This is a genomic window from Lelliottia sp. EB106-05-01-XG201 (genome assembly GCF_058791735.1).
Genome location: NZ_JBYTDV010000001.1, coordinates 1,713,604 through 1,734,386 on the forward strand (window position 1 = coordinate 1,713,604; position 20,783 = coordinate 1,734,386).

A 20,783-nucleotide genomic window follows, 5' to 3' on the forward strand; every position below is an offset into this window, starting at 1 on the left:
GGTTTTTTTACGTCCGGAAACTGACCGCAGAACACTCATTTTAAGCAATCGCTCAGTGCACTGGTAGCTGTTAAGCCAGGGGCGGTAGCGTGTCAATTTTCTGTTTTCGTCCCTATTATCCTGAATTCAGAACATCAATATCTCGATATATTCAATCTACGGAATAGCTAACGTGAAAATTCTTGTTACTGGCGGTGCCGGTTTTATCGGTTCAGCTGTAGTACGGCATATTATTAAAAATACCCAGGATGAAGTGGTCAATGTCGACAAATTGACCTATGCCGGTAACCTGGAATCGCTTGCTGAAGTGAGTAATAGCGAGCGTTATGCGTTTGAGCAGGCAGACATCTGCGACAAAGCGGCGATGGAGCGCATTTTTGCGGCTCATAAGCCTGATGCGGTGATGCATCTTGCGGCGGAAAGCCATGTGGATCGTTCTATCACTGGCCCGGCGGCGTTTATCGAAACGAATATCGTTGGCACTTATGTCCTTCTGGAGGCGGCTCGCGCCTACTGGTCAACACTGAGTGATGAAGCCAAAGCCGCATTCCGCTTCCACCACATTTCGACTGATGAAGTGTATGGCGATCTTTCACACCCGGACGAGCAACCGGTGTCAACTGAGCTGCCACTGTTTACTGAAACAACCGCTTATGCGCCGAGCAGCCCGTATTCTGCTTCTAAGGCTTCGAGCGATCATCTGGTCCGCGCCTGGCTTCGCACCTATGGTTTCCCCACCATGGTGACCAACTGCTCTAACAACTACGGTCCATACCATTTCCCGGAAAAACTGATCCCGCTGGTTATCCTGAATGCCCTGGACGGTAAAGCCCTGCCGATTTATGGCAAAGGCGACCAGATTCGCGACTGGCTGTATGTGGAAGATCATGCTCGGGCGCTCTATACCGTAGTCACTCAGGGTAAGCCTGGCGAAACATACAACATCGGTGGTCATAACGAGAAGCAAAACCTAGATGTTGTTCACACCATCTGCGACCTGTTGGATGAGATCGTGCCGAAAAAAGGGTCATATCGCGATCAGATTACTTACGTCACAGACCGTCCGGGACATGACCGTCGTTATGCGATCGATGCCCATAAAATTGGTGAAGAGCTGGGTTGGGAACCGCAAGAGACGTTTGAGAGCGGGATCCGCAAAACCGTTGAGTGGTATCTGGCTAATTTTAGATGGTGTGAGCGAGTACAGGATGGGAGTTATCAACGTGAGCGTCTGGGGTTAACAAAATGAAAGGTATAATTTTAGCTGGTGGTTCAGGAACACGGTTGTATCCCATTACAATGGGGATTTCTAAACAATTACTTCCTGTTTATGACAAGCCAATGATTTACTACCCGCTGTCAGTCCTGATGTTAGCTGGAATTAGAGATATTTTAATTATTACTACACCTGAAGATCAGGCTGGTTTTATCCGCCTATTGGGAGATGGCAGCCATTTAGGGATTAATATTTCATATGAAATCCAACCAAGCCCAGATGGTTTAGCTCAGGCATTTATTATTGGTGAAGAATTTATTGGAAACGATTCCGTTTGTCTTGTTCTTGGTGACAATATTTTCTTTGGACAAGGCTTCACGCCTAAGCTGAAAGCGGCAGCGGAGAGAAAAACAGGAGCAACTGTATTCGGATATCAGGTGATGGATCCTGAGCGTTTCGGGGTCGTTGAATTTGATAATGACTACCGAGCATTGAGTATTGAAGAGAAACCATCTAAGCCTAAATCAAATTGGGCGGTTACAGGTTTATATTTTTATGACAATGATGTTATTGAAATAGCTAAGAGTGTTGCGCCATCTTCACGTGGTGAACTCGAAATAACGACAGTGAATGAAATTTATTTAAAGAATAATGCGTTAAATGTTGAATTATTAGGTCGAGGTTTTGCCTGGTTAGATACAGGTACGCATGATAGCTTAATAGAGGCAGGTAGCTTTGTCGAAACTGTTCAGAAGCGACAGGGAATGATGGTTGCTTGTCCAGAAGAGATATCATGGAGAAATGGTTGGTTAAGTGACCAAAAGCTGCTTGCCCTTGGTCAGGTTGTAGAAAAAAACCATTATGGAAAATATTTAATAGATTTAGTGAAACGTAATGAACATTGAATTAATACCGCTACAAAAGCATGGTGATGAACGTGGAATGCTCATCGCTTTAGAGAATGCAAAGAATATTCCATTTGATATCAAGCGTGTTTACTATATGTTTGATACGCAATCTGATGTACGAAGAGGATATCATGCCCATAAAAACCTACGGCAATTAGCGATTCCTATCAGTGGCTCTTGTCGTTTTCATCTTGATAATGGAACTGAAAAAGTCGACGTTCTTTTAGATAATCCGGCATTGGGACTGCTTATCGAACCAACAATGTGGCATGAGATGTACGATTATTCCTCGGATTGCATATTATTAGTTTTGGCAAGTGATGTTTATGATGAAAGCGATTATATTCGGAATTATGATGAATTCATTGCGTCGGTGAAATTATGATTCATAAATTAAGTGATGTACAGACCACTAAAATTGGTAAAAATACGAGAGTGTGGCAATTCAGCGTTATTTTGTCAGGAGCAAGTTTAGGGGATGACTGTAATATATGCGCGCACACTTTAATCGAGAATGACGTTGTTGTAGGGAACAGAGTAACAATAAAATCTGGTGTGTATCTGTGGGATGGAATCACTCTGGAGGATGATGTATTTGTTGGACCTTGCGTGGCGTTTACAAATGATAAGCATCCACGTTCAAAACACTATCCTGATGAATTCCTCAGAACAGTAATTAAAAAGGGAGCATCGATTGGAGCGAATGCGACAATACTCCCCGGAATAACTGTTGGTGAGGGCGCAATGATTGGCGCTGGCTCAGTCGTACTCTCAGATGTAGCGCCATATTCTGTTGTCGTTGGCAATCCAGCTAGAATCATTAAAAAAATTAAGGAATGAATATGGTTGACTTTTTGAATTTGAAAAAAATTAATGAGCAATATAAAGAAGAATTAATTCAAGCTTGCTCTCGGGTAATAAGTTCTGGTTGGTATATCATGGGGGAGGAGTTAAAAGCGTTTGAAAGCGAATTTTCTCAATTTTGTAATACTAAATATGCTGTTGGTGTGGCAAATGGACTTGATGCATTATATCTCGTTTTACGAGCCTGGAAAGAAATGGGTAAGCTGAAAGATGGAGATGAGGTTTTAGTTCAGGCAAATACTTATATCGCATCAATTCTGGCTATTACAAATAATAATCTGATTCCTATTCTGGTCGAACCTGACGAAGGCACGTTTAACTTAACCGTTGAAGGGTTGAGTAAAAATATTACTTCAAACACTAAAGCTATCTTGCCAGTGCATCTTTATGGGCAAATTTCACCAATGAATGAGATTATGTCATTCGCAAAAGAACATGAATTACTTGTTTTGGAGGATTGCGCTCAATCACATGGTGCAAGCTTAGGGGGGATCAAAGCTGGTAATTGGGGCCATGCTGCAGCATTCAGCTTTTATCCAGGAAAAAATCTTGGAGCACTGGGTGATGCAGGTGCAATTACCACCAGTGATGAAGAACTGGCAAATACAATCTTTGCACTGCGTAACTACGGCTCTCATAAAAAATATGAAAATATCTATCAGGGAGTGAATAGTCGTTTGGATGAAATTCAGGCCGCAGTTTTGCGCGTGAAATTACCATATTTAAATGAAGAAAACACGTCTCGAAAACGTATAGCAGAAAAGTATCTTGCTGAAATAAAAAATGATCTTGTTGAATTACCTAAAGCTTGTAATTCAGAAAGTCATGTGTGGCATTTATTCGTTATAAAAACAACTCATCGAGAAGCTCTTCAAAAACATCTTTTTGCTCATGATGTCCACAATTTGATTCATTATCCTATACCTCCACACAAACAAAAAGCATATGCAGAAATGAATGATTTGAAATTGCCCTTGACCGAGAAAATACATGAAATGGTTCTTTCGCTACCAATCGATCCTACTATGGATGATTTTGCAGTGAATAAAGTGATTCATGTAGTCAACGCTTTTAGATCATGAAACGATTGCTGGCTGTAACTTCCTTAACAGGGCTACTTACCTTATTAAAAATGGGCGCGGGTTTTTTAGTGGGTAAAGTCGTTGCAATATACGTCGGTCCAAGTGGTTTGGCTATGCTTGGGCAAATTCAAAACGTCGTTGCATTGTTCAATGGCCTTGTTAATTCACCCGCTGGAGCAGGAGTCATAAGATATACTGCTCAAAATCATCAGAATGATAATTACCTTACTTGCTCTTTATGGTGGAGGGCAAGTATGTTATGGGTGATTGCTATAGCATTAATCATTATTAGCATATCCTTCTGTTTTTCAAATGAAATATCCTTATTGCTATTCAATAATAGTCAATATAATTCAATAATCATTATCACTGCATTTGTCCTCCCGTTGACAGCAATAGGAACTTTAATAAACTCGGTTACAAATGGGCAACAAAACTACAAGCGTTTTATTTCGATAGGGATGGTATCTGTAGTAATATCTACTACTGTAATGACATTTTTGATAATTAAATATAATATCTATGGTGGTTTATTGGCAGTAGCCTTACAAAGTGGTCTTATTGGTTTGGTTTCATTAATTATTTGTATTCGTTTACCATGGGTTAAATTGCAATTTTGGTTTGGTAAAACATCATTACAACACGTTAAGGACATATCTCATTATATGCTGATGGCACTAACAAGCGCTATTTGTTTGCCATTAAGCTTACTTATTATTAGGAAAATATTAGTTCATGATGTTGGTTGGAATTCAACAGGTCAATGGCAGGCAGTGTGGAAAATTTCTGAAGCATATTTAGGTGTCGTCACATTAGCTTTGGGTACGTATTTTTTGCCAAAATTGTCTACTCTGACTACCTATTCACAAATTCGAACAGAAATTTTCTCAACAGCCAAAGTAATACTTCCCTTAGTGGCGTTAATGGGAGTGACAATTTATCTTCTCCGCGAATATATAGTACGTATATTATTTACCAGTGATTTTACTCAGTCTTTAAATTTATTCCATCTTCAATTAATCGGCGATTTCATAAAGATTTTTGCGTGGTTATTTGCTTATCCTCTTCTCTCTAAAGGAAAAGTCAAATGGTATATAACCACTGAAGTTCTATCTTCGTTGTTGTTTATATCATTAAGCTATTTTTTCATAAACACTTATGGCCTTAAAGGTGTTTTTTACGCTTATATATTGAATTATACCTTTTATGTAACATTTATTATTCTTAATTTGAAAAGAATTTTAAAGGACTAAGGATTTAATAGATTGAATACTACAAATTCTGCTTCAGTTTCAGTTATAGTTCTTACATATAATTCAAGCTCGACAGTGATATCTACATTAGAAAGTATTCTCAAGCAAACCTATGATACTCATCTTATTGAGTTGGTCATCAGTGATGATGCATCGTCTGACAACACAGTTGAAATAGTTTCTTCATGGGTTATAAAAAATAAGCGTAATTTTTTCTCGGTCAAAGAAATCACCCATTCCCAAAATCTAGGCATAGTTTCTAATTTAGACAATGCTTATAGGCAAGCTGATGGCGAATGGATTAAAATTATTGCAGGTGATGATATATTGCTTCCGGAATGCATAGATACATTTTATTCTACTGCTTTTGGAAAAGTTGGGCGTGTATATTTATCATATATTCAAACTTTTCATGAAAGAAATGGAGCGTTGACAAAAGGTGATCTTCTGCCACCTGAATTTCAAGTTAAGATACTAAAAGGAGATCTTGAGAAACAAAAACAACATTTAATAAATTCGAGCTTCTCTGCCACTCCATCTTTATTTATTCAAAAAAGTCTTTTAGAGGAAATTGCTTTTTTAGATCGGGATTTCTTCTTAATGGAGGATTATCCATTATGGTTCAAAATCACAGAATATGGTGTAAAAATAGATTTCGTAGATAAAGTCACAGTTTTATACCGCGTTGAAGAATCTGTTAGTCGCTCAAGAAAAAACATAATCAATTTAAATTTTCTGAGTGATATACTCAAACTGGAAGATAAGATAGTTTCAAATATTCCGCCCTATACTTTAGCTTATTACCGACGTAAAATTTGGCGAATTGTCTATCCCCGTATTGTTGATCTTTTTAAGAATAATAGAACATTTCTTTCAAGATCTGTTCTCCTGATTATCAATGTAATGTTTAAGCCCGGTTACCTTAATGCATTGAATGCCAAGGTTAAATCTAAATATATAAAAAATAAACTCGATGTTTCAAAGGTTTGAAAATGTCAGATAAGATTAAAACAATAGCGGTAATTGCAGCAGTATATGACGGTGACGAAGCAAGTATTTTCAAACAAGCAATGGATAGTTTATTCTTACAAACGTATAAACTTTTTGATATATATTTATATGTTGATGCTGTCAAAAATGAGAGCTTAATAAAGGCGATCGAACAATACCAGAGTAAAGATAACTTTTTTACTTTCTATGGAAATGAAAGAAAAGGATTAGCATTCGGTTTGAATTTTTTATTAAGTAAAATACAAAGTTATAACTATGGTTACATTGCTAGAATGGACTCTGATGACCTCTCTAGAGAAGAACGATTTCAATCTCAAGTTGAATTTCTGGACCATAACTCTGAAATATCTGTTGTGGGCACTAATTGCATTGAAATAGATAGTAACGGTAATGAATTGTTCCATAAGGTTATGCCTGAAACACATAATGACATAATCGATGTTGTAATAAAGCGCTCGCCATTTATACATCCTACAGTAATGTTTCGTGGTGATTTAATTTCTGCGCTAGAATATGATAAAAAATTAATGAATACTCAAGATTACTATCTCTGGGTTAATTTATTAAGTCAAGGCTATAAGTTTCACAATATACAATACCCGCATCTATATTTTAGAGTTAATGATGAATTTTATAATCGGCGCGGGTTGTCTAAGGTATTCAACGAAATCAAAAGCAGATTTTATGCGATTAATAAGTTGAAGAAAAGAAGTTTCAAGAGTTACGCTTATGTATTGGGGCTGATTATGCTACGACTGGCGCCTGTTAGCATTAAAAAATACTGCTACAAGAGGTTTCGCTAATGAATTTCTTAATGTACTTCTATGGTTTTTTTTTTGCATTACCCTTAACATTTTTAAATGTTCTCCCGGGCGGTTTAAAAATTGATGATGTACTTCTATTTATAATAATTACATTGCTACCTATTTTAATTTTAAAAAATAATGAGAAGATCAGGATTTCATGGACTTATATTATTTTTGTAGGAGTGACTCTATTCTTTTCACTTTTGTCTTTTTACAAAGGAATATCTGCAACAGATGAATTCTTGGGAGATTCAGCTTATACTGTAATTTCTCGTATAATTCAATCGCTCTTGATTGCGACTTTCCTCGTAATTATTAAAAACTCCCCATTTAAATTAATCTATTTTTTTAAAGGCTATGTACTAGCGGCAAGTATTTCAATTTTTATTTTCTTCCTTTATTATTTCTCAAAAATAAATCTCGCATCATTTGTGTCGCGTGGCGTTTACTTTGCAAAGGATATATTTCAATATAATGATGATATCCCATTTACAGTCCATGTAAATACATTGGGTTCGTTCTTCCTAATTGCATTTTTTATAATAAGATGTAACTTTAAGAGATATTCAAAACTATCATACATCTTTCTCGCTCCTTCGTTTCTATTGATTTCAAAGGGCGATATACTTGCTGTTTTGATTTTTTTTGGAATTGAGTTTTATAGAAAAAATAAGTTCAACGCATTGATTGTAATTTCATTTTTTTGTGTTTCACTAGTTTTGTCGCCAATTCTAATGCAAATTTATTCCAATCTTGCTGAATATAGAGTTTATACATCCGGAAGAGATGAGTTGTATGGTGCCGCAATTGAAAGCATTCAAATCAATCCTTTAGGATATGGTTTGGGGATGCAAAACAATATCCTTAACTCTTTGACAGGTATTGATTTCCCTGCTCACAATATTTTCCTCAGCATTGGTATTGAACTCGGTATACCTTATCTTTTTTTTGGAGCATTATTCTTTTTTACATGGTGGATTACTAGTAAAGGAAAACAAGAGAAATTTATATTCCTATCGTTCTTAATTATAGGTTTTTTTGGTAATGCAATGTATTTTTATAAATTCCATTCATTAGCAATAGGTCTATCACTCTTTGGTTTATGGTCTATTACTTCAGAATTTAAAAAAAGAAAATAACAATGAAAATAGTATACATTCTAAATAAATCTGTCTTATCAGGCCCAAACATTGTTGCGTTAACAAATGCTGAACAGTTATACCTTTTGGGTCATGACGTTTCAGTTTTTTTTATCAAGGGCGGAATACCTCTTCAAGAACACTTCCCTTTCCTTCGGAAGGTTCAGGTCGTAAGCATTGAAAAGTCATCATTGCTAACTAAACTAAAAAGATTACGCAATGAAATTTTGAATTTGAATCCTGATATTATACACAGTCATTGTTTTATTCCTGACTTACTCAATGCAGGATTGAAAATATTATCACTCTCGAAGAAGACAAAATATATTACAACGGTGCATAACATTCCAGAAGAGGATTATTGTATTCGTTACGGCGCTTTGAAGGGAAGGCTTTTACTTTCTGTGCATAAATTCCTGATGTTTTTCTTTGATAAAATAATCTGTATCTCAGAGACAGTACAGAAAAGCGTAGGCAGAAGTAATACTCATGTGATTTATAATCCAGTAAGAAATGTTTTTTTCGACAGCAAGAAAGAGAAATGTTCAAATTTAGTGATTGCTTACTGCGGCCATTTTTCTAAGTTAAAAAATCCCATGAAAATAATTGTTCATCTGATGAATAGTCGGTTCGATTTCCAATTTATAGGTATTGGTGATGGTCCTTTGCTATCAGATTGTAAAGAATTAGTTGTAGGTGATAAAAGATTCAACTTCACGGGTAGAGTTGAGGATGTGCATAATTATTATAAGAAAGCCAACTGTCTAATACATTTTTCTCAAACTGAAGGCTTTTGCCTCTCAGTTGCTGAAGCGCTCGCATCTGAAATGTATGTTATCACAAATGATGTACCTGTTTTTTTGGAGTTAAAAAATAAGCTGCATGCTGAAAGTATACATATATTGCGTGATATTGATCAGGTGTCTATAGATAGTGCTCTTGCAAATATAAGTGTTAAGATCGTGGGCGATGATACGATATTAAAAATTATTGCGAAATCGACTTATGACTTGCTATCTCCAAATCAAGTAGCAATTTCTCACGAAAGACTTTATCAGCAGTTAAAAGACCATTGATACCATATTTTTAATATGGCTCATTCCTCATTTTTGTAATAAATAATAAGCATGACTTATTTATAAGCATTTACTCGTACGAAAGATCTGATAATATAATATGTATTAATGTCACTGTGAATGTACGCGGTGACCACACCTGACAGGAGTATGTAATGTCCAAACAACAGATCGGCGTTGTCGGTATGGCAGTGATGGGGCGCAACCTGGCGCTCAACATCGAAAGCCGTGGTTATACCGTCTCCGTTTTCAACCGTTCCCGTGAAAAAACCGAAGAAGTAATTGCCGAGAACCCTGGCAAGAAGCTGGTTCCCTTCTATACGGTGCAGGAGTTTGTTGAATCCCTGGAAACGCCGCGTCGTATCCTGTTAATGGTGAAAGCAGGCGCTGGCACTGATGCTGCCATCGATTCCCTGAAGCCGTATCTGGATAAAGGCGACATCATCATTGATGGCGGCAATACCTTCTTCCACGACACCATTCGTCGTAACCGTGAACTCTCCGCTGAAGGTTTCAACTTCATCGGTACCGGTGTGTCTGGCGGTGAAGAGGGCGCCCTGAAAGGCCCATCTATCATGCCTGGCGGTCAGAAAGAAGCGTACGAGCTGGTTGCTCCGATCCTGACTAAAATCGCCGCTGTTGCTGAAGATGGCGAGCCGTGCGTGACCTATATCGGTCCGGATGGTGCGGGTCATTACGTGAAAATGGTTCACAACGGTATCGAATACGGCGACATGCAGCTGATTGCTGAAGCCTATTCTCTGCTGAAAGGCGGCCTGAATCTGTCCAACGAAGAGCTGGCGCAGACCTTCACCGAGTGGAACACCGGCGAGCTGAACAGCTACCTGATCGACATCACCAAAGACATCTTCACCAAGAAAGACGAAGAGGGTAAATACCTGGTTGATGTGATTCTGGATGAAGCGGCCAACAAAGGTACCGGGAAATGGACCAGCCAGAGCTCCCTGGATCTTGGTGAGCCGCTGTCTCTGATCACGGAATCCGTGTTCGCGCGCTACATCTCTTCTCTGAAAGAGCAGCGCGTTGCCGCATCGAAAGTGCTGTCAGGCCCGCAGGCTAAACCTGCCGGTGACAAAGCGGAGTTCATCGAGAAAGTCCGTCGCGCACTGTACCTCGGTAAAATCGTCTCCTACGCACAGGGCTTCTCTCAGCTGCGTGCCGCGTCTGACGAAAACAACTGGGATCTGAACTACGGTGAGATCGCCAAGATCTTCCGCGCAGGCTGCATCATCCGTGCTCAGTTCCTGCAGAAAATCACTGACGCTTATGCGCAGAATGCGGATATCGCGAACCTGCTGCTGGCACCGTACTTCAAGCAAATCGCTGACGATTACCAGCAGGCGCTGCGTGATGTTGTGGCTTACGCGGTTCAGAATGGTATTCCGGTTCCAACCTTCTCTGCCGCTGTGGCTTACTACGATAGCTACCGTGCAGCGGTGCTGCCTGCTAACCTGATTCAGGCACAGCGTGACTACTTCGGCGCGCACACTTATAAGCGTACCGATAAAGAAGGTGTGTTCCACACCGAATGGCTGGATTAATCTGATTTAACTCAGTCTGATAGCAAGGCCCGGCTATTGTTACCGGGCTTTTTTATTGCTCCTTTCCCCATGTCTTCTCGCTTTGTACAGCCTCCTGCGGAAATGGCAGAATAATTCACGCTTTTATCCCGCTCCGCTAGCAAGGGCTTTGCCTTGACAGTGCATAAACATAAGAGGTAAAAACCTCAACAGTTGTTTACTGCGGTGGCGCTGTACCGCCTCCTGACACTCATACTTGAAGAAGTTGAACGAATGAAAATTACAATCTCCGGAACAGGCTATGTCGGTCTCTCAAACGGTATTCTGATTGCGCAAAACCATGAAGTGGTCGCGCTGGATATCGTGCAGGCCAAAGTGGATATGCTTAATCAGAAGATCTCTCCGATTGCCGATAAAGAGATCGAGGAATACCTGGCCCATAAGCCGCTCAACTTCCGCGCAACAACCGATAAAGAAGATGCTTATCGCGGTGCAGATTATGTGATTATCGCCACCCCAACGGATTACGATCCTAAAACGAACTACTTCAATACCTCCAGCGTCGAGGCCGTCATCAGAGATGTTGTCGCTCTCAACCCAAGCGCAGTGATGATCATCAAATCAACTATCCCGGTCGGCTTCACCCAGTCGATTAAAGAAAAACTGGGCATTGATAACGTGATCTTCTCTCCAGAATTCCTGCGTGAGGGCAAGGCGCTTTACGACAACCTGTATCCATCGCGTATTGTTATTGGTGAGCGTTCCGAACGTGCGGAGCGCTTTGCGGCGCTGTTGCAGGAGGGAGCGATTAAGAAAGATATTGATGTGCTGTTCACCGATACCACTGAAGCTGAGGCCATCAAGCTTTTCGCCAATACCTATCTGGCGATGCGTGTCGCCTTCTTCAACGAACTGGACAGCTACGCAGAAAGTCTGGGACTCAACACCAAACAGATTATCGAAGGTGTTTGCCTGGATCCGCGTATCGGGAATCACTACAACAACCCGTCCTTCGGCTACGGCGGTTACTGCCTGCCAAAAGACACCAAACAGCTGCTGGCAAACTACCAGGCGGTGCCGAACAACCTGATTTCCGCGATTGTTGAAGCCAACCGCACGCGCAAAGACTTTATCTCTGACTCCATTCTGGCGCGGCAGCCAAAAGTCGTGGGCGTGTATCGTCTCATCATGAAGAGCGGTTCAGATAACTTCCGCGCGTCCTCTATCCAGGGGATTATGAAGCGTATCAAGGCGAAGGGTGTTCAGGTCATCATCTTTGAACCGGCGATGAAAGAAGATGAGTTCTTCCACTCGCGCGTGATTCGCGATCTTGATGCCTTTAAGCAAGAAGCCGACGTGATTATTTCAAACCGTATGGCGGAAGAGCTGGCGGATGTGGCGGATAAAGTCTATACCCGCGATCTGTTCGGAAGTGATTAAGCTTTCTTGTTAAGCTCATTAAGAAAATGCCCGGCATCGCCGGGCATTGTCGTTTTTAGGCCTTGTAGAAATCGCGATACCAGTCGACGAAGTTCTTCACGCCTTCTTTAACGGAAGTCTGAGGTTTAAAACCAATCACCTCATACAGCGCTTTGGTATCTGCGCTGGTTTCCAGTACATCACCCGGCTGAATCGGCATCATATTTTTGTCCGCTTCGATGCCTAACGCTTCTTCCAGCGCCGTGATGTAATCCATCAGTTCAACAGGCGAGCTGTTGCCGATGTTGTAGACGCGATACGGAGCGGAGCTGGTTGCTGGTGAGCCTGTTTCCACGGTCCAGTTGGTGTCGGCCTGCGGGATAACATCCTGCAGACGGATAATGGCTTCGGCGATGTCATCGATGTAGGTGAAATCGCGCTTCATCTTGCCGTAGTTATACACGTCAATGCTTTTGCCTTCGAGCATCGCTTTGGTGAACTTGAACAGCGCCATATCCGGACGGCCCCACGGGCCATAAACCGTAAAGAAACGCAGGCCAGTCGTTGGCAGATTATAGAGATGCGAGTAGGTGTGCGACATCAGCTCGTTGGCTTTCTTGGTCGCCGCATACAGGGACACCGGGTGGTCTACGGAATCGTCGGTGGAGAAGGGCATTTTGCGATTCAGGCCATAAACGGAGCTGGAAGAGGCATACAGCAGGTGCTGAACCTTATTGTGGCGGCAGCCTTCGAGCACGTTCAGATGACCGATAAGGTTCGCGTCCGCGTAAGCATGTGGGTTTTCCAGCGAGTAGCGTACGCCAGCCTGGGCGGCCAGGTGGATCACGCGGTCAAACTTCTCGTCGGCAAACAGCGCGGCCATCCCTTCGCGATCGGCGAGATCGAGTTTATGGAAAGTGAAATTCCCGGATGTCAGCAGATCCAGACGCGCCTGCTTCAGGTTCACATCGTAATAGTCATTGAGATTGTCAATCCCGACAACCACGTGCCCGGCGTCCAGAAGTCGCTTGCTGACGTTCGAGCCGATAAAACCTGCTGCACCGGTGACCAGAAATTTCATATTCATCCTCTGTATAATCAAAAAATCGCTTTCTGTTTAGCCTAAAACCTATGACGCACATCATACCCCTAAGCGCTAAGTAAGCAAAACTTCGCCAGTCAGCAGATAACTCACAGGATTCTTATAGAAAAATTGCCAACAAGCGATACACTAGCTAAATAATATTTTTGTCTATTCTTTCGTTAAGGATTGTATGTCCCAGTACAGCAATAATGAGGTCAGCAGTCGAAATGACCCGGAGCAGATTGATTTAATTGATTTAGTAATGCAATTGTGGCGTGGGAAGTGGACGATTGCTGCATTTGTTGCCATCGCGATTGTGCTTGCTGGTGTTTATGTTGCTACTGCGAAAGAGAAATGGACCTCTACCGCGATCATCACTCAGCCTGATGCCGCGCAAATTGCCACCTATACTAACGCCCTGAATATTCTTTATGGTTCCGCCGCACCGTCGATGAACGATACTCAGCTGCGCGTCATCGGGCGCTTTAACTCCGCATTCTCAGCGTTGGCTCAGTCCCTGGATAATCAGGAGGCACCTGAAAAGCTGACCATTGATGCCGCGGTAAAAGGGCAACCTTTACCTTTAAATGTCACCTATGTGGGCGATTCGGCAGAAGCCGCACAAAAACAGCTGGCGCAGTACATTCAACAGATTGATGAACAGACGGCCAAAGAACTGGATGTTGACCTTAAAGACAATATCAAACAGCAGATCACCACGCTGAATGACTCCCTGGAAAACCAGGAGAAAGTCTCCCAGGAGCAAAAAGATCTGCGTATCAAGCAAATCACCGAAGCGCTGAAATTTGCCCAGGCGGCAAAAATTACCGCTCCACAGATTCAGCAAACACAGGACGTCACCCAGGACACCATGTTCCTGTTGGGCAGCGAAGCGCTGAGCTCAATGATTGAACACGAGTCGACGCGTCCGCTGGTCTTCTCCCAGGCCTATTATCAGACCAAACAGAACTTGCTGGATATTCAGAATCTGAATGTTGACCCGGCCACCATCCATGCCTATCGCTATGTGATGAAGCCCAATCTCCCTATCCGTCGCGACAGCCCGAAGAAAGCGATTACGCTGATTCTGGCCGTGCTGCTGGGCGGGATTATCGGTTCCGGTGTGGTGCTGGGGCGTAACGCGCTGCGTAACTACAAGCCAAGAGCCTGATCGTCAGACTAAAAAAAGACCGGGTCTCCCCGGTCTTTTTTTATTTGTGCCGCTTACGCAAATTCTCAATCACCGCCGTTAAATCCAGCTCCTGATCCTGGAGCAACACCAGCAGGTGATACATCAAATCCGACGCCTCATTGGTCAGCTCATCGCGATCGTGCACCGTCGCGGCCAGCGCAGTTTCAACGCCTTCTTCACCGACTTTCTGCGCGATACGTTTGGTCCCACTCGCGTAGAGTTTCGCGGTGTATGAACTCTCCGGGTCAGCGGTTTTGCGCTCTGCCAGCAGTTGCTCGAGCTGATACAGGAACAGCCACTGGTGGCTCGCGTCGCCGAAACAGCTGCTGGTGCCCAGGTGGCAGGTTGGCCCGATCGGGTTTGCCAGCACCAGCAGGGTGTCGTTATCACAGTCAGGGGTAATGCTCACCACATTGAGGAAATGGCCGGACGATTCGCCCTTAGTCCACAGGCGCTGTTTAGTGCGCGAGAAAAAGGTCACTTTCCCGCTTTCAAGCGTGGTGTTCAGCGCATCCTGGTTCATATACCCCAGCATCAGCACTTCGCCGGAAACCGCATGTTGCACAACCACCGGCAATAATCCGTCCGTTTTTTCCCAGTCCAGCTGCGCCCGTTGTTGTTCAGTTAACATACCCTAATCTCCACGCCCTGATTGACCAGGAACGTTTTTAACTCGCCAATATTAATAATCTGCTTGTGGAACACGGAGGCGGCCAGCGCCCCGTCGACATCCGCGTCGCGGAAGGCCTCCAGAAAGTGTTCCATGGTTCCCGCGCCGCCGGAGGCAATCATCGGTACGCGGCATACGGCGCGCACTTTTTTCAGCTGCTCCAGGTCATAGCCGTTACGCACGCCGTCCTGGTTCATCATGTTCAGTACGATTTCACCCGCGCCGCGTTTTTGCACTTCCTGCACCCAGTCCAGGGTCTCCCATTGGGTCACGCGGGTGCGGTTTTCGTCGCCGGTATATTGATTGACGTGATACTTGCCGGTGGCGGCGTCATACCAGGTATCAATCCCGACCACAATGCACTGCACGCCAAAGCGATCCGCCAGACGGGTGATCAGCTCCGGGTCCGCCAGGGCAGGGGAGTTGATGGAGATCTTGTCCGCGCCGAAGGAGAGGATCTGCGCAGCGTCTTCCGCCGATTTAATCCCCCCCGCCACGCAAAACGGAATATCGATCACTTCCGCCACGCGCTCGACCCAGCTCTTATCCACCACGCGACCATCGCTGGAGGCGGTGATATCGTAAAACACCAGTTCGTCGGCGCCTTCGTCAGCGTAGCGTTTAGCCAGCGGCACGATATCGCCGATGATTTCGTGATTGCGGAACTGCACGCCTTTCACCACCTGGCCGTCGCGCACGTCCAGACACGGGATTATCCGTTTTGCCAGCATTGAATCGCCTCCGTCACAGTAAACTTCTCTTCCAGTAAAGCACGTCCCACGATCACGCCGCGCACGCCAGTCCCGCGCAGGGCGGCGATATCCGCCAAATCACCAATGCCGCCCGAGGACTGGAACGCCACCTGCGGATAACGGGCGCACACCTCCTGATACAGCGAGACGTTAGAGCCCGCCAGCGTGCCATCGCGGGAGATATCCGTACACAGCACATGTTTCAGCCCGACGGGGAGGTAGATCTCGACCAGCTCTTCCAGCGTCACGCCGGAGTTTTCCTGCCAGCCGCTGACCGCCACCTGCTTATTGCCTTGCTCGTCAATGCGCACGTCGAGTGCCAGCACCAGCGCGTCGGCACCAAAGCGGCGGAACCAGCCTTTGACCTGTTCCGGGTCTTTCACCGCCGTCGAGCCGACCACCACGCGCGCCACGCCCGCTTCCAGCAGGGCGGCAACATCCTCTTCCGTGCGCACTCCGCCGCCCACCTGTACCGGGACGTTCACGCCCGCGACCAGAGTTTTTAGCAGGGATATTTGACGTTTCACCGGGTCTTTCGCGCCCGTGAGATCGACCAGATGCAGCACTTCTGCGCCCTGGGCCGCATAATCCTGCAAACGCGGGAGAGGATCGCTACCGTAATCGCGCTGCTGGCCGTAATCGCCCTGATGGAGACGGACAACGGTGCCGTCAATTAAATCTAATGCGGGAATGATCATCACATCTCCAGGAAGTTTTTCAGCAGCTGTGCGCCCGCCGCACCCGAGCGCTCCGGGTGGAACTGCACGCCAAAGAAGTTATCTTTATTGACCGCAGCCGTGAACGGCTCGCCGTAATTGCATTGGGCGATGGTGTACGGGTTCAGCGGCATGGCGTAGCTGTGTACGAAGTAGAAGTAAGACCCGTCTTCGATGCCGCGGAACAGGCGGTCACCCGCTTTCGGATACACGCGGTTCCAGCCCATGTGCGGCAGCGGCAGACCAAAATCGGTCATCTTCGGCACGTCTTCTTCGATGATGCCCAACAGGTCCACGCCGTTGCTCTCTTCGCTGCGACGCCCGAGGATCTGCATCCCCAGGCAAATGCCCAGCACCGGCTGGGTGCAGGCCTTAATAAGCTCGACCAGCTCACGTTCGTGGATCTGATCCATCGCCGCCTGTGCGGTGCCGACGCCCGGTAAAAAGAGTTTGTCGGCTCGCAGCACCACGTCAGGGTCACGGCTGACGATAGGATCGTAGCCGTGCCGGGCGATGGCCGATTTCACCGAGTTGAGGTTGGCGCATCCGGTATCCAGAATCACCACGTTCATCACAACACTCCTTTTGACGAAGGCAGGGTATCGCCCTCCACGCGGATCGCCTGGCGAAGCGTGCGGCCAAAGACTTTGAACAGGCTTTCAACGCGGTGGTGATCGTTTTTGCCCTTGGTTTTCAGGTGCAGCGTCACGCCCATGGTGTAAGAGAGCGAGCGGAAGAAGTGCTCGACCATCTCGGTGCTCAGGTCGCCAACGCGCTGATAGGTAAAATCAGCTTTGTATTCCAGGTGCGGGCGACCGGAAATATCCAGTGCGCAGCGGGCCAGACATTCGTCCATCGGCAGCACAAAGCCAAAACGGTTGATGCCGCGCTTATCGCCGAGAGCCAGTTTCAGGGCTTCGCCCAGCGCCAGGCCGGTATCTTCCACGGTGTGGTGATCGTCGATGTAAAGATCGCCTTTCACGTTGATCTCCATACGGAATCCGCCGTGGGTCGAGATCTGCTCCAGCATGTGATCGAAGAAGCCGACGCCGGTGTGGATTTTGCTGCCGCCTTCGCGGTCCAGCCACACTTTGACATCAATCTGCGTCTCTTTGGTGTTGCGCTCGACGTGGGAGTAACGGTCGCGCTTCGTCAGTTGCTCGCCAATCATCGCCCAGTTCAGTTCGTTGCGGTTAAAACGCAGACCCTGAATGCCCATGTTTTCAGCGAGCTGAATATCGGTGGCGCGATCGCCAATCACGTAGCTGTTGGATTTATCCAGCACGCCTTCGGCAAGATACGGCTCGACCAGCTTCACTTTCGGTTTGCGGCAGTCGCAGTTGTCCGCCGGCAGGTGCGGGCAGATCAGCACCTCGTCAAAGGTGATGCCCTGTGATGTGAGGATCTGCATCATCAGGTTGTGCGGGCCGTCAAAATCGGCCTGCGGGAAGCTGTCGGTGCCCAGTCCGTCCTGATTGGTGATCATCACCAGTTTGTAGCCCGCTTTTTGCAGCTTGAGCAGAACCGGGATCACGTCAGCTTCAAAAGCCAGTTTGTCGAATCGATCGACCTGATAATCACTCGGGGGCTCAGCAATAATGGTGCCGTCGCGATCGATAAAAAGGGTCTTCTGGCTCATACTTTCTCCGCTTTCAGGGCGTCAATCACGCGCTGACTCTCTTCCCGGGTGCCCACGGTAATGCGTAAACAGCCGCTCAGGGAAGGTTGTTTGTTTTGGTCTCGTAAGATAATGCCCTGATCCCACAAAGATTTAAATACGGCGCTGGAGGCGGTGAAGCGCACCAGGATGTAATTGGTTTCCGAGTCAAAGACCTGCTCTACGCACGGCAGCGTTTTCAGGGCCGTGACCAGATACTGACGTTCCACCAGAATCTGCGCCACACGCTCGCGCATCGCATTGATACCCTGCGGAGCCAGCGCCTGGGCGGCGATGTCGGCGACCGGCGTCGAGAGCGGATACGGGGCGATAACTTTCATCAGCAGATCGATGACTTCTTTATTGGCCAGCGTGAATCCGCAGCGCAGACCGGCCAGCGCAAAGGCTTTCGACAGCGTGCGCAGCACCACCAGGTTCGGATACTCTTCCAGCCAGCCCGCGAGCGTCGCCTGCGGACAAAACTCAATATAGGCCTCATCGGCGACAACCAGCGCTTTGCCGCGCGTCATCTCCAGCAGGGTGCGGATATCCTGCGGATTGATGATTTGTCCGGTCGGGTTGTTCGGGCTGCAGACGAAAATCACTTTTACGCCGTCAAGATTCTCGGCAATGGTCGGGAGGTCGAGCTGCCAGTCATCCAGAGACAAAATGTTGCGACACTCCACGCCAAAGGTTTCGGCGCTGACGCTGTACATGCCATAGGTCGGCTGACAGTAAAGCACGGCGTCTTTGCCCGGCTCGCAGAAGGCGCGGATCAGCAGCTCAATGCCTTCGTCTGCCCCACGGCTGACCAGAACCTGCTCAGGTTTCACCCCGGCATACTGGGCATAATTTTCAATCACTGCGACTGGCTGGCACTCCGGGTAACGGTTCAGGGTCTGCTGCGACAGCTCGAAGGCGACCGCCGTCGGGAATTCGTTGGCATTCAGCCACACATCACCGTTACCGCCCAGGCGGCGAGCAGATTGATAGGGCGTCAGTCGACGAACGTTTTCGCGGGCTAATTCTTCAATGCTCATGCTTGCTCCTTCAGGGCGGCAACGCGCAGCGTTACGGCGTTTTTGTGGGCGGTCAGGCGTTCGGCGGCGGCCAGCGTTTCGATGGTGGAGGCGAGGGCGGCAAAACCTTCGCGGGACAGCTCCTGCACGGTCATGCGCTTCTGAAAATCCGCGAGCCCGAGGCTGGAACAGGTCGCGGTGTAGCCGTAGGTCGGCAGCACGTGGTTAGTGCCGGAGGCGTAATCGCCCGCGGATTCCGGCGACCAATCACCGAGGAACACCGAACCGGCACTGGTAATGCTGTCGACCAGAGAACGCGCGTCGCGGGTCTGGATGATCAGGTGCTCGGGGCCGTACTGGTTGGAAATCGCGATGCATTGCTCAAGCGTTTCCGCCACAATCAGACGGCTGGCAGACAAGGCCTGGCGCGCCGTCTCGGCACGCGGGAGTTCTGCCAGCTGGCGCTCGACGGCTTCACCCACGCGTTTTGCCATGTCGGCGTCTGGCGTCAGGAGAATCACCTGGGAATCAGGGCCGTGCTCGGCCTGCGAGAGCAAGTCGGAGGCCACAAAGTCCGGCGTCGCGCCGCTGTCGGCAATCACCAGCACTTCCGATGGACCGGCTGGCATATCAATCGCCGCACCGTCCAGACGCTGGCTGACCTGGCGCTTGGCTTCGGTAACATACGCGTTGCCCGGCCCAAAAATTTTATCGACTTTTGGCACGGATTCGGTGCCAAAGGCGAGGGCGGAAATGGCCTGCGCGCCGCCGACTTTAAAGACCTCCTGTACGCCACACAGTTTTGCGGCATAGAGGATTTCATCGGCAATCGGCGGTGGGGAGCAGAGCACCACTTTCTGACAACCGGCGATACGCGCCGGGGTTGCCAGCATCAGAACCGTTGAGAACAGCGGAGCAGAACCGCCGGGAATATAGAGACCGACGGAGGCCACCGGGCGCGTCACCTGCTGGCAGCGCACGCCGGGCAGGGTTTCGACATCCACCACCTGCAGTTGCTGCGCAGTGTGGAAGGTGTCGATGTTTTTCACCGCCACGGCCATCGCCTGTTTGATGTCGTCACCAAGACGTTCGCAGGCGTCATCAATTTCTTGCGCCGTCACTTTCAGTGCGCCGACGTCGGTCTTATCAAACTTTGCGCTGTACTCGCGCAGGGCGTCGTCACCCCGGGCTTTCACGGTGTCCAGGATCTCCGCCACGGTGCGGGTGATGCTCTCTGAGGCGGAAATAGCCGGGCGCATCAGTAGTGCACGTTGTTGTTCAGTGCTGCAGGTGTTCCAGTCGATGATGGTGTTAAAGCTCATGATCGTCTTCCTTTCTTGCCGGATGCGCTTCGCTTATCCGGCCTACGGGTCTTGTA

At 46.7% G+C, this 20,783-nt stretch carries 21 protein-coding genes; 13 read left to right on the forward strand and 8 right to left on the reverse strand.

Going from position 1 to position 20,783, the window contains the following annotated elements:
- Positions 1-172: 172 nt before the first annotated feature.
- The 12 genes from rfbB to ugd all read left to right on the forward strand — a co-directional run bounded on the left by rfbB (position 173) and on the right by ugd (position 12,336).
- The gene (gene rfbB / locus AC3WS9_RS07930; protein WP_492487663.1) at positions 173-1,249 is read left to right on the forward strand and encodes a dTDP-glucose 4,6-dehydratase; all 1,077 of its coding nucleotides are present in this window, start codon (positions 173-175) and stop codon (positions 1,247-1,249) included.
- Positions 1,246-2,121: a glucose-1-phosphate thymidylyltransferase RfbA gene (gene rfbA, locus AC3WS9_RS07935; RefSeq protein WP_492487665.1), complete on the forward strand. Its 876-nt coding sequence runs from the start codon at positions 1,246-1,248 to the stop codon at positions 2,119-2,121. Before rfbB ends, rfbA begins: the two co-directional genes overlap by 4 nt.
- Positions 2,111-2,509, forward strand: coding sequence for a sugar 3,4-ketoisomerase (locus AC3WS9_RS07940; protein ID WP_492487666.1), 399 nt, complete (start codon positions 2,111-2,113; stop codon positions 2,507-2,509). The genes rfbA and AC3WS9_RS07940 overlap by 11 nt, the downstream gene beginning before the upstream one ends.
- Positions 2,503-2,964: an acyltransferase gene (locus AC3WS9_RS07945; RefSeq protein ID WP_492490310.1), complete on the forward strand. Its 462-nt coding sequence runs from the start codon at positions 2,503-2,505 to the stop codon at positions 2,962-2,964. The genes AC3WS9_RS07940 and AC3WS9_RS07945 overlap by 7 nt, the downstream gene beginning before the upstream one ends.
- Positions 2,965-2,966: 2 nt before the next feature.
- Positions 2,967-4,070: a DegT/DnrJ/EryC1/StrS family aminotransferase gene (locus tag AC3WS9_RS07950; protein ID WP_492487669.1), complete on the forward strand. Its 1,104-nt coding sequence runs from the start codon at positions 2,967-2,969 to the stop codon at positions 4,068-4,070.
- Complete coding sequence (locus AC3WS9_RS07955) at positions 4,067-5,323, forward strand: O-antigen translocase (protein WP_492487671.1); 1,257 nt, start codon at positions 4,067-4,069, stop codon at positions 5,321-5,323. The genes AC3WS9_RS07950 and AC3WS9_RS07955 overlap by 4 nt, the downstream gene beginning before the upstream one ends.
- Positions 5,324-5,335: 12 nt before the next feature.
- Entirely contained in the window at positions 5,336-6,313 is a 978-nt protein-coding gene (locus AC3WS9_RS07960; RefSeq protein WP_492487673.1) for a glycosyltransferase family 2 protein, read from the forward strand.
- 2 nt (positions 6,314-6,315) lie between these two features.
- On the forward strand, positions 6,316-7,137 hold the full coding sequence (locus AC3WS9_RS07965; protein WP_492487674.1) for a glycosyltransferase: 822 nt from the start codon (positions 6,316-6,318) through the stop codon (positions 7,135-7,137).
- On the forward strand, positions 7,137-8,279 hold the full coding sequence (locus AC3WS9_RS07970; protein ID WP_492487676.1) for a hypothetical protein: 1,143 nt from the start codon (positions 7,137-7,139) through the stop codon (positions 8,277-8,279). Before AC3WS9_RS07965 ends, AC3WS9_RS07970 begins: the two co-directional genes overlap by 1 nt.
- A gap of 2 nt (positions 8,280-8,281) precedes the next feature.
- A complete protein-coding gene (locus AC3WS9_RS07975; RefSeq protein WP_492487678.1) occupies positions 8,282-9,355 on the forward strand; it encodes a glycosyltransferase family 4 protein in 1,074 nt (357 codons plus the stop codon).
- Positions 9,356-9,510: 155 nt separating this feature from the next.
- Positions 9,511-10,917, forward strand: coding sequence for an NADP-dependent phosphogluconate dehydrogenase (gene gnd, locus AC3WS9_RS07980; protein ID WP_282493983.1), 1,407 nt, complete (start codon positions 9,511-9,513; stop codon positions 10,915-10,917).
- Between the two features lie 252 nt (positions 10,918-11,169).
- Positions 11,170-12,336, forward strand: coding sequence for a UDP-glucose 6-dehydrogenase (ugd, locus tag AC3WS9_RS07985; protein ID WP_492487680.1), 1,167 nt, complete (start codon positions 11,170-11,172; stop codon positions 12,334-12,336).
- Positions 12,337-12,391: 55 nt separating this feature from the next.
- Here the strand turns inward: ugd and AC3WS9_RS07990 are convergent, their stop codons facing one another.
- Positions 12,392-13,396 carry an NAD-dependent epimerase gene (locus tag AC3WS9_RS07990; protein ID WP_492487682.1) on the reverse strand — a complete coding sequence of 335 codons (1,005 nt, stop codon included), beginning with the start codon at positions 13,394-13,396 and terminating at the stop codon, positions 12,392-12,394.
- 193 nt (positions 13,397-13,589) lie between these two features.
- On the opposite strand from AC3WS9_RS07990, the gene wzzB reads away from it, so the two are divergent.
- Positions 13,590-14,570 (forward strand): LPS O-antigen chain length determinant protein WzzB, encoded by a 981-nt coding sequence (wzzB, locus tag AC3WS9_RS07995; RefSeq protein ID WP_492487684.1) that lies wholly within the window; start codon positions 13,590-13,592, stop codon positions 14,568-14,570.
- A 40-nt stretch (positions 14,571-14,610) separates the two neighbouring features.
- On the opposite strand, the gene hisIE is transcribed toward wzzB, so the two are convergent.
- From hisIE to hisD, 7 genes are read right to left on the reverse strand one after another with little or no spacing between them, the layout of a single operon-like run.
- Positions 14,611-15,222 (reverse strand): bifunctional phosphoribosyl-AMP cyclohydrolase/phosphoribosyl-ATP diphosphatase HisIE, encoded by a 612-nt coding sequence (hisIE, locus tag AC3WS9_RS08000; RefSeq protein ID WP_282493988.1) that lies wholly within the window; start codon positions 15,220-15,222, stop codon positions 14,611-14,613.
- Positions 15,216-15,992, reverse strand: coding sequence for an imidazole glycerol phosphate synthase subunit HisF (hisF, locus tag AC3WS9_RS08005; RefSeq protein ID WP_285144135.1), 777 nt, complete (start codon positions 15,990-15,992; stop codon positions 15,216-15,218). Before hisF ends, hisIE begins: the two co-directional genes overlap by 7 nt.
- Positions 15,974-16,711, reverse strand: a complete 738-nt coding sequence (gene hisA / locus AC3WS9_RS08010) for a 1-(5-phosphoribosyl)-5-[(5-phosphoribosylamino)methylideneamino]imidazole-4-carboxamide isomerase (protein ID WP_492487686.1) — start codon at positions 16,709-16,711, stop codon at positions 15,974-15,976. The genes hisF and hisA overlap by 19 nt, the downstream gene beginning before the upstream one ends.
- Complete coding sequence (hisH, locus tag AC3WS9_RS08015; RefSeq protein WP_492487688.1) at positions 16,711-17,301, reverse strand: imidazole glycerol phosphate synthase subunit HisH; 591 nt, start codon at positions 17,299-17,301, stop codon at positions 16,711-16,713. Before hisH ends, hisA begins: the two co-directional genes overlap by 1 nt.
- Positions 17,301-18,368: a bifunctional histidinol-phosphatase/imidazoleglycerol-phosphate dehydratase HisB gene (hisB, locus tag AC3WS9_RS08020; protein ID WP_492487690.1), complete on the reverse strand. Its 1,068-nt coding sequence runs from the start codon at positions 18,366-18,368 to the stop codon at positions 17,301-17,303. The genes hisH and hisB overlap by 1 nt, the downstream gene beginning before the upstream one ends.
- Entirely contained in the window at positions 18,365-19,426 is a 1,062-nt protein-coding gene (gene hisC / locus AC3WS9_RS08025; RefSeq protein WP_324722702.1) for a histidinol-phosphate transaminase, read from the reverse strand. Before hisC ends, hisB begins: the two co-directional genes overlap by 4 nt.
- On the reverse strand, positions 19,423-20,727 hold the full coding sequence (hisD, locus tag AC3WS9_RS08030) for a histidinol dehydrogenase (protein ID WP_492487692.1): 1,305 nt from the start codon (positions 20,725-20,727) through the stop codon (positions 19,423-19,425). Before hisD ends, hisC begins: the two co-directional genes overlap by 4 nt.
- Between the last annotated feature and the right edge of the window lie 56 nt (positions 20,728-20,783).

Excerpts from the sequence above, each read along its gene's own strand:
- hisIE (WP_282493988.1), bottom strand. The coding sequence starts at position 15,222 with ATGTTAACTGAACAACAACGGGCGCAGCTGGACTGGGAAAAAACGGAC.
- AC3WS9_RS07955 (WP_492487671.1), top strand. The coding sequence starts at position 4,067 with ATGAAACGATTGCTGGCTGTAACTTCCTTAACAGGGCTACTTACCTTA.
- AC3WS9_RS07950 (WP_492487669.1), top strand. The coding sequence starts at position 2,967 with ATGGTTGACTTTTTGAATTTGAAAAAAATTAATGAGCAATATAAAGAA.
- hisC (WP_324722702.1), bottom strand. The coding sequence starts at position 19,426 with ATGAGCATTGAAGAATTAGCCCGCGAAAACGTTCGTCGACTGACGCCC.
- hisA (WP_492487686.1), bottom strand. The coding sequence starts at position 16,711 with ATGATCATTCCCGCATTAGATTTAATTGACGGCACCGTTGTCCGTCTC.
- AC3WS9_RS07990 (WP_492487682.1), bottom strand. The coding sequence starts at position 13,396 with ATGAAATTTCTGGTCACCGGTGCAGCAGGTTTTATCGGCTCGAACGTC.
- AC3WS9_RS07940 (WP_492487666.1), top strand. The coding sequence starts at position 2,111 with ATGAACATTGAATTAATACCGCTACAAAAGCATGGTGATGAACGTGGA.
- gnd (WP_282493983.1), top strand. The coding sequence starts at position 9,511 with ATGTCCAAACAACAGATCGGCGTTGTCGGTATGGCAGTGATGGGGCGC.
- ugd (WP_492487680.1), top strand. The coding sequence starts at position 11,170 with ATGAAAATTACAATCTCCGGAACAGGCTATGTCGGTCTCTCAAACGGT.
- hisH (WP_492487688.1), bottom strand. The coding sequence starts at position 17,301 with ATGAACGTGGTGATTCTGGATACCGGATGCGCCAACCTCAACTCGGTG.
- wzzB (WP_492487684.1), top strand. The coding sequence starts at position 13,590 with ATGTCCCAGTACAGCAATAATGAGGTCAGCAGTCGAAATGACCCGGAG.
- AC3WS9_RS07970 (WP_492487676.1), top strand. The coding sequence starts at position 7,137 with ATGAATTTCTTAATGTACTTCTATGGTTTTTTTTTTGCATTACCCTTA.
- hisF (WP_285144135.1), bottom strand. The coding sequence starts at position 15,992 with ATGCTGGCAAAACGGATAATCCCGTGTCTGGACGTGCGCGACGGCCAG.
- hisB (WP_492487690.1), bottom strand. The coding sequence starts at position 18,368 with ATGAGCCAGAAGACCCTTTTTATCGATCGCGACGGCACCATTATTGCT.
- AC3WS9_RS07965 (WP_492487674.1), top strand. The coding sequence starts at position 6,316 with ATGTCAGATAAGATTAAAACAATAGCGGTAATTGCAGCAGTATATGAC.
- hisD (WP_492487692.1), bottom strand. The coding sequence starts at position 20,727 with ATGAGCTTTAACACCATCATCGACTGGAACACCTGCAGCACTGAACAA.
- rfbA (WP_492487665.1), top strand. The coding sequence starts at position 1,246 with ATGAAAGGTATAATTTTAGCTGGTGGTTCAGGAACACGGTTGTATCCC.
- AC3WS9_RS07975 (WP_492487678.1), top strand. The coding sequence starts at position 8,282 with ATGAAAATAGTATACATTCTAAATAAATCTGTCTTATCAGGCCCAAAC.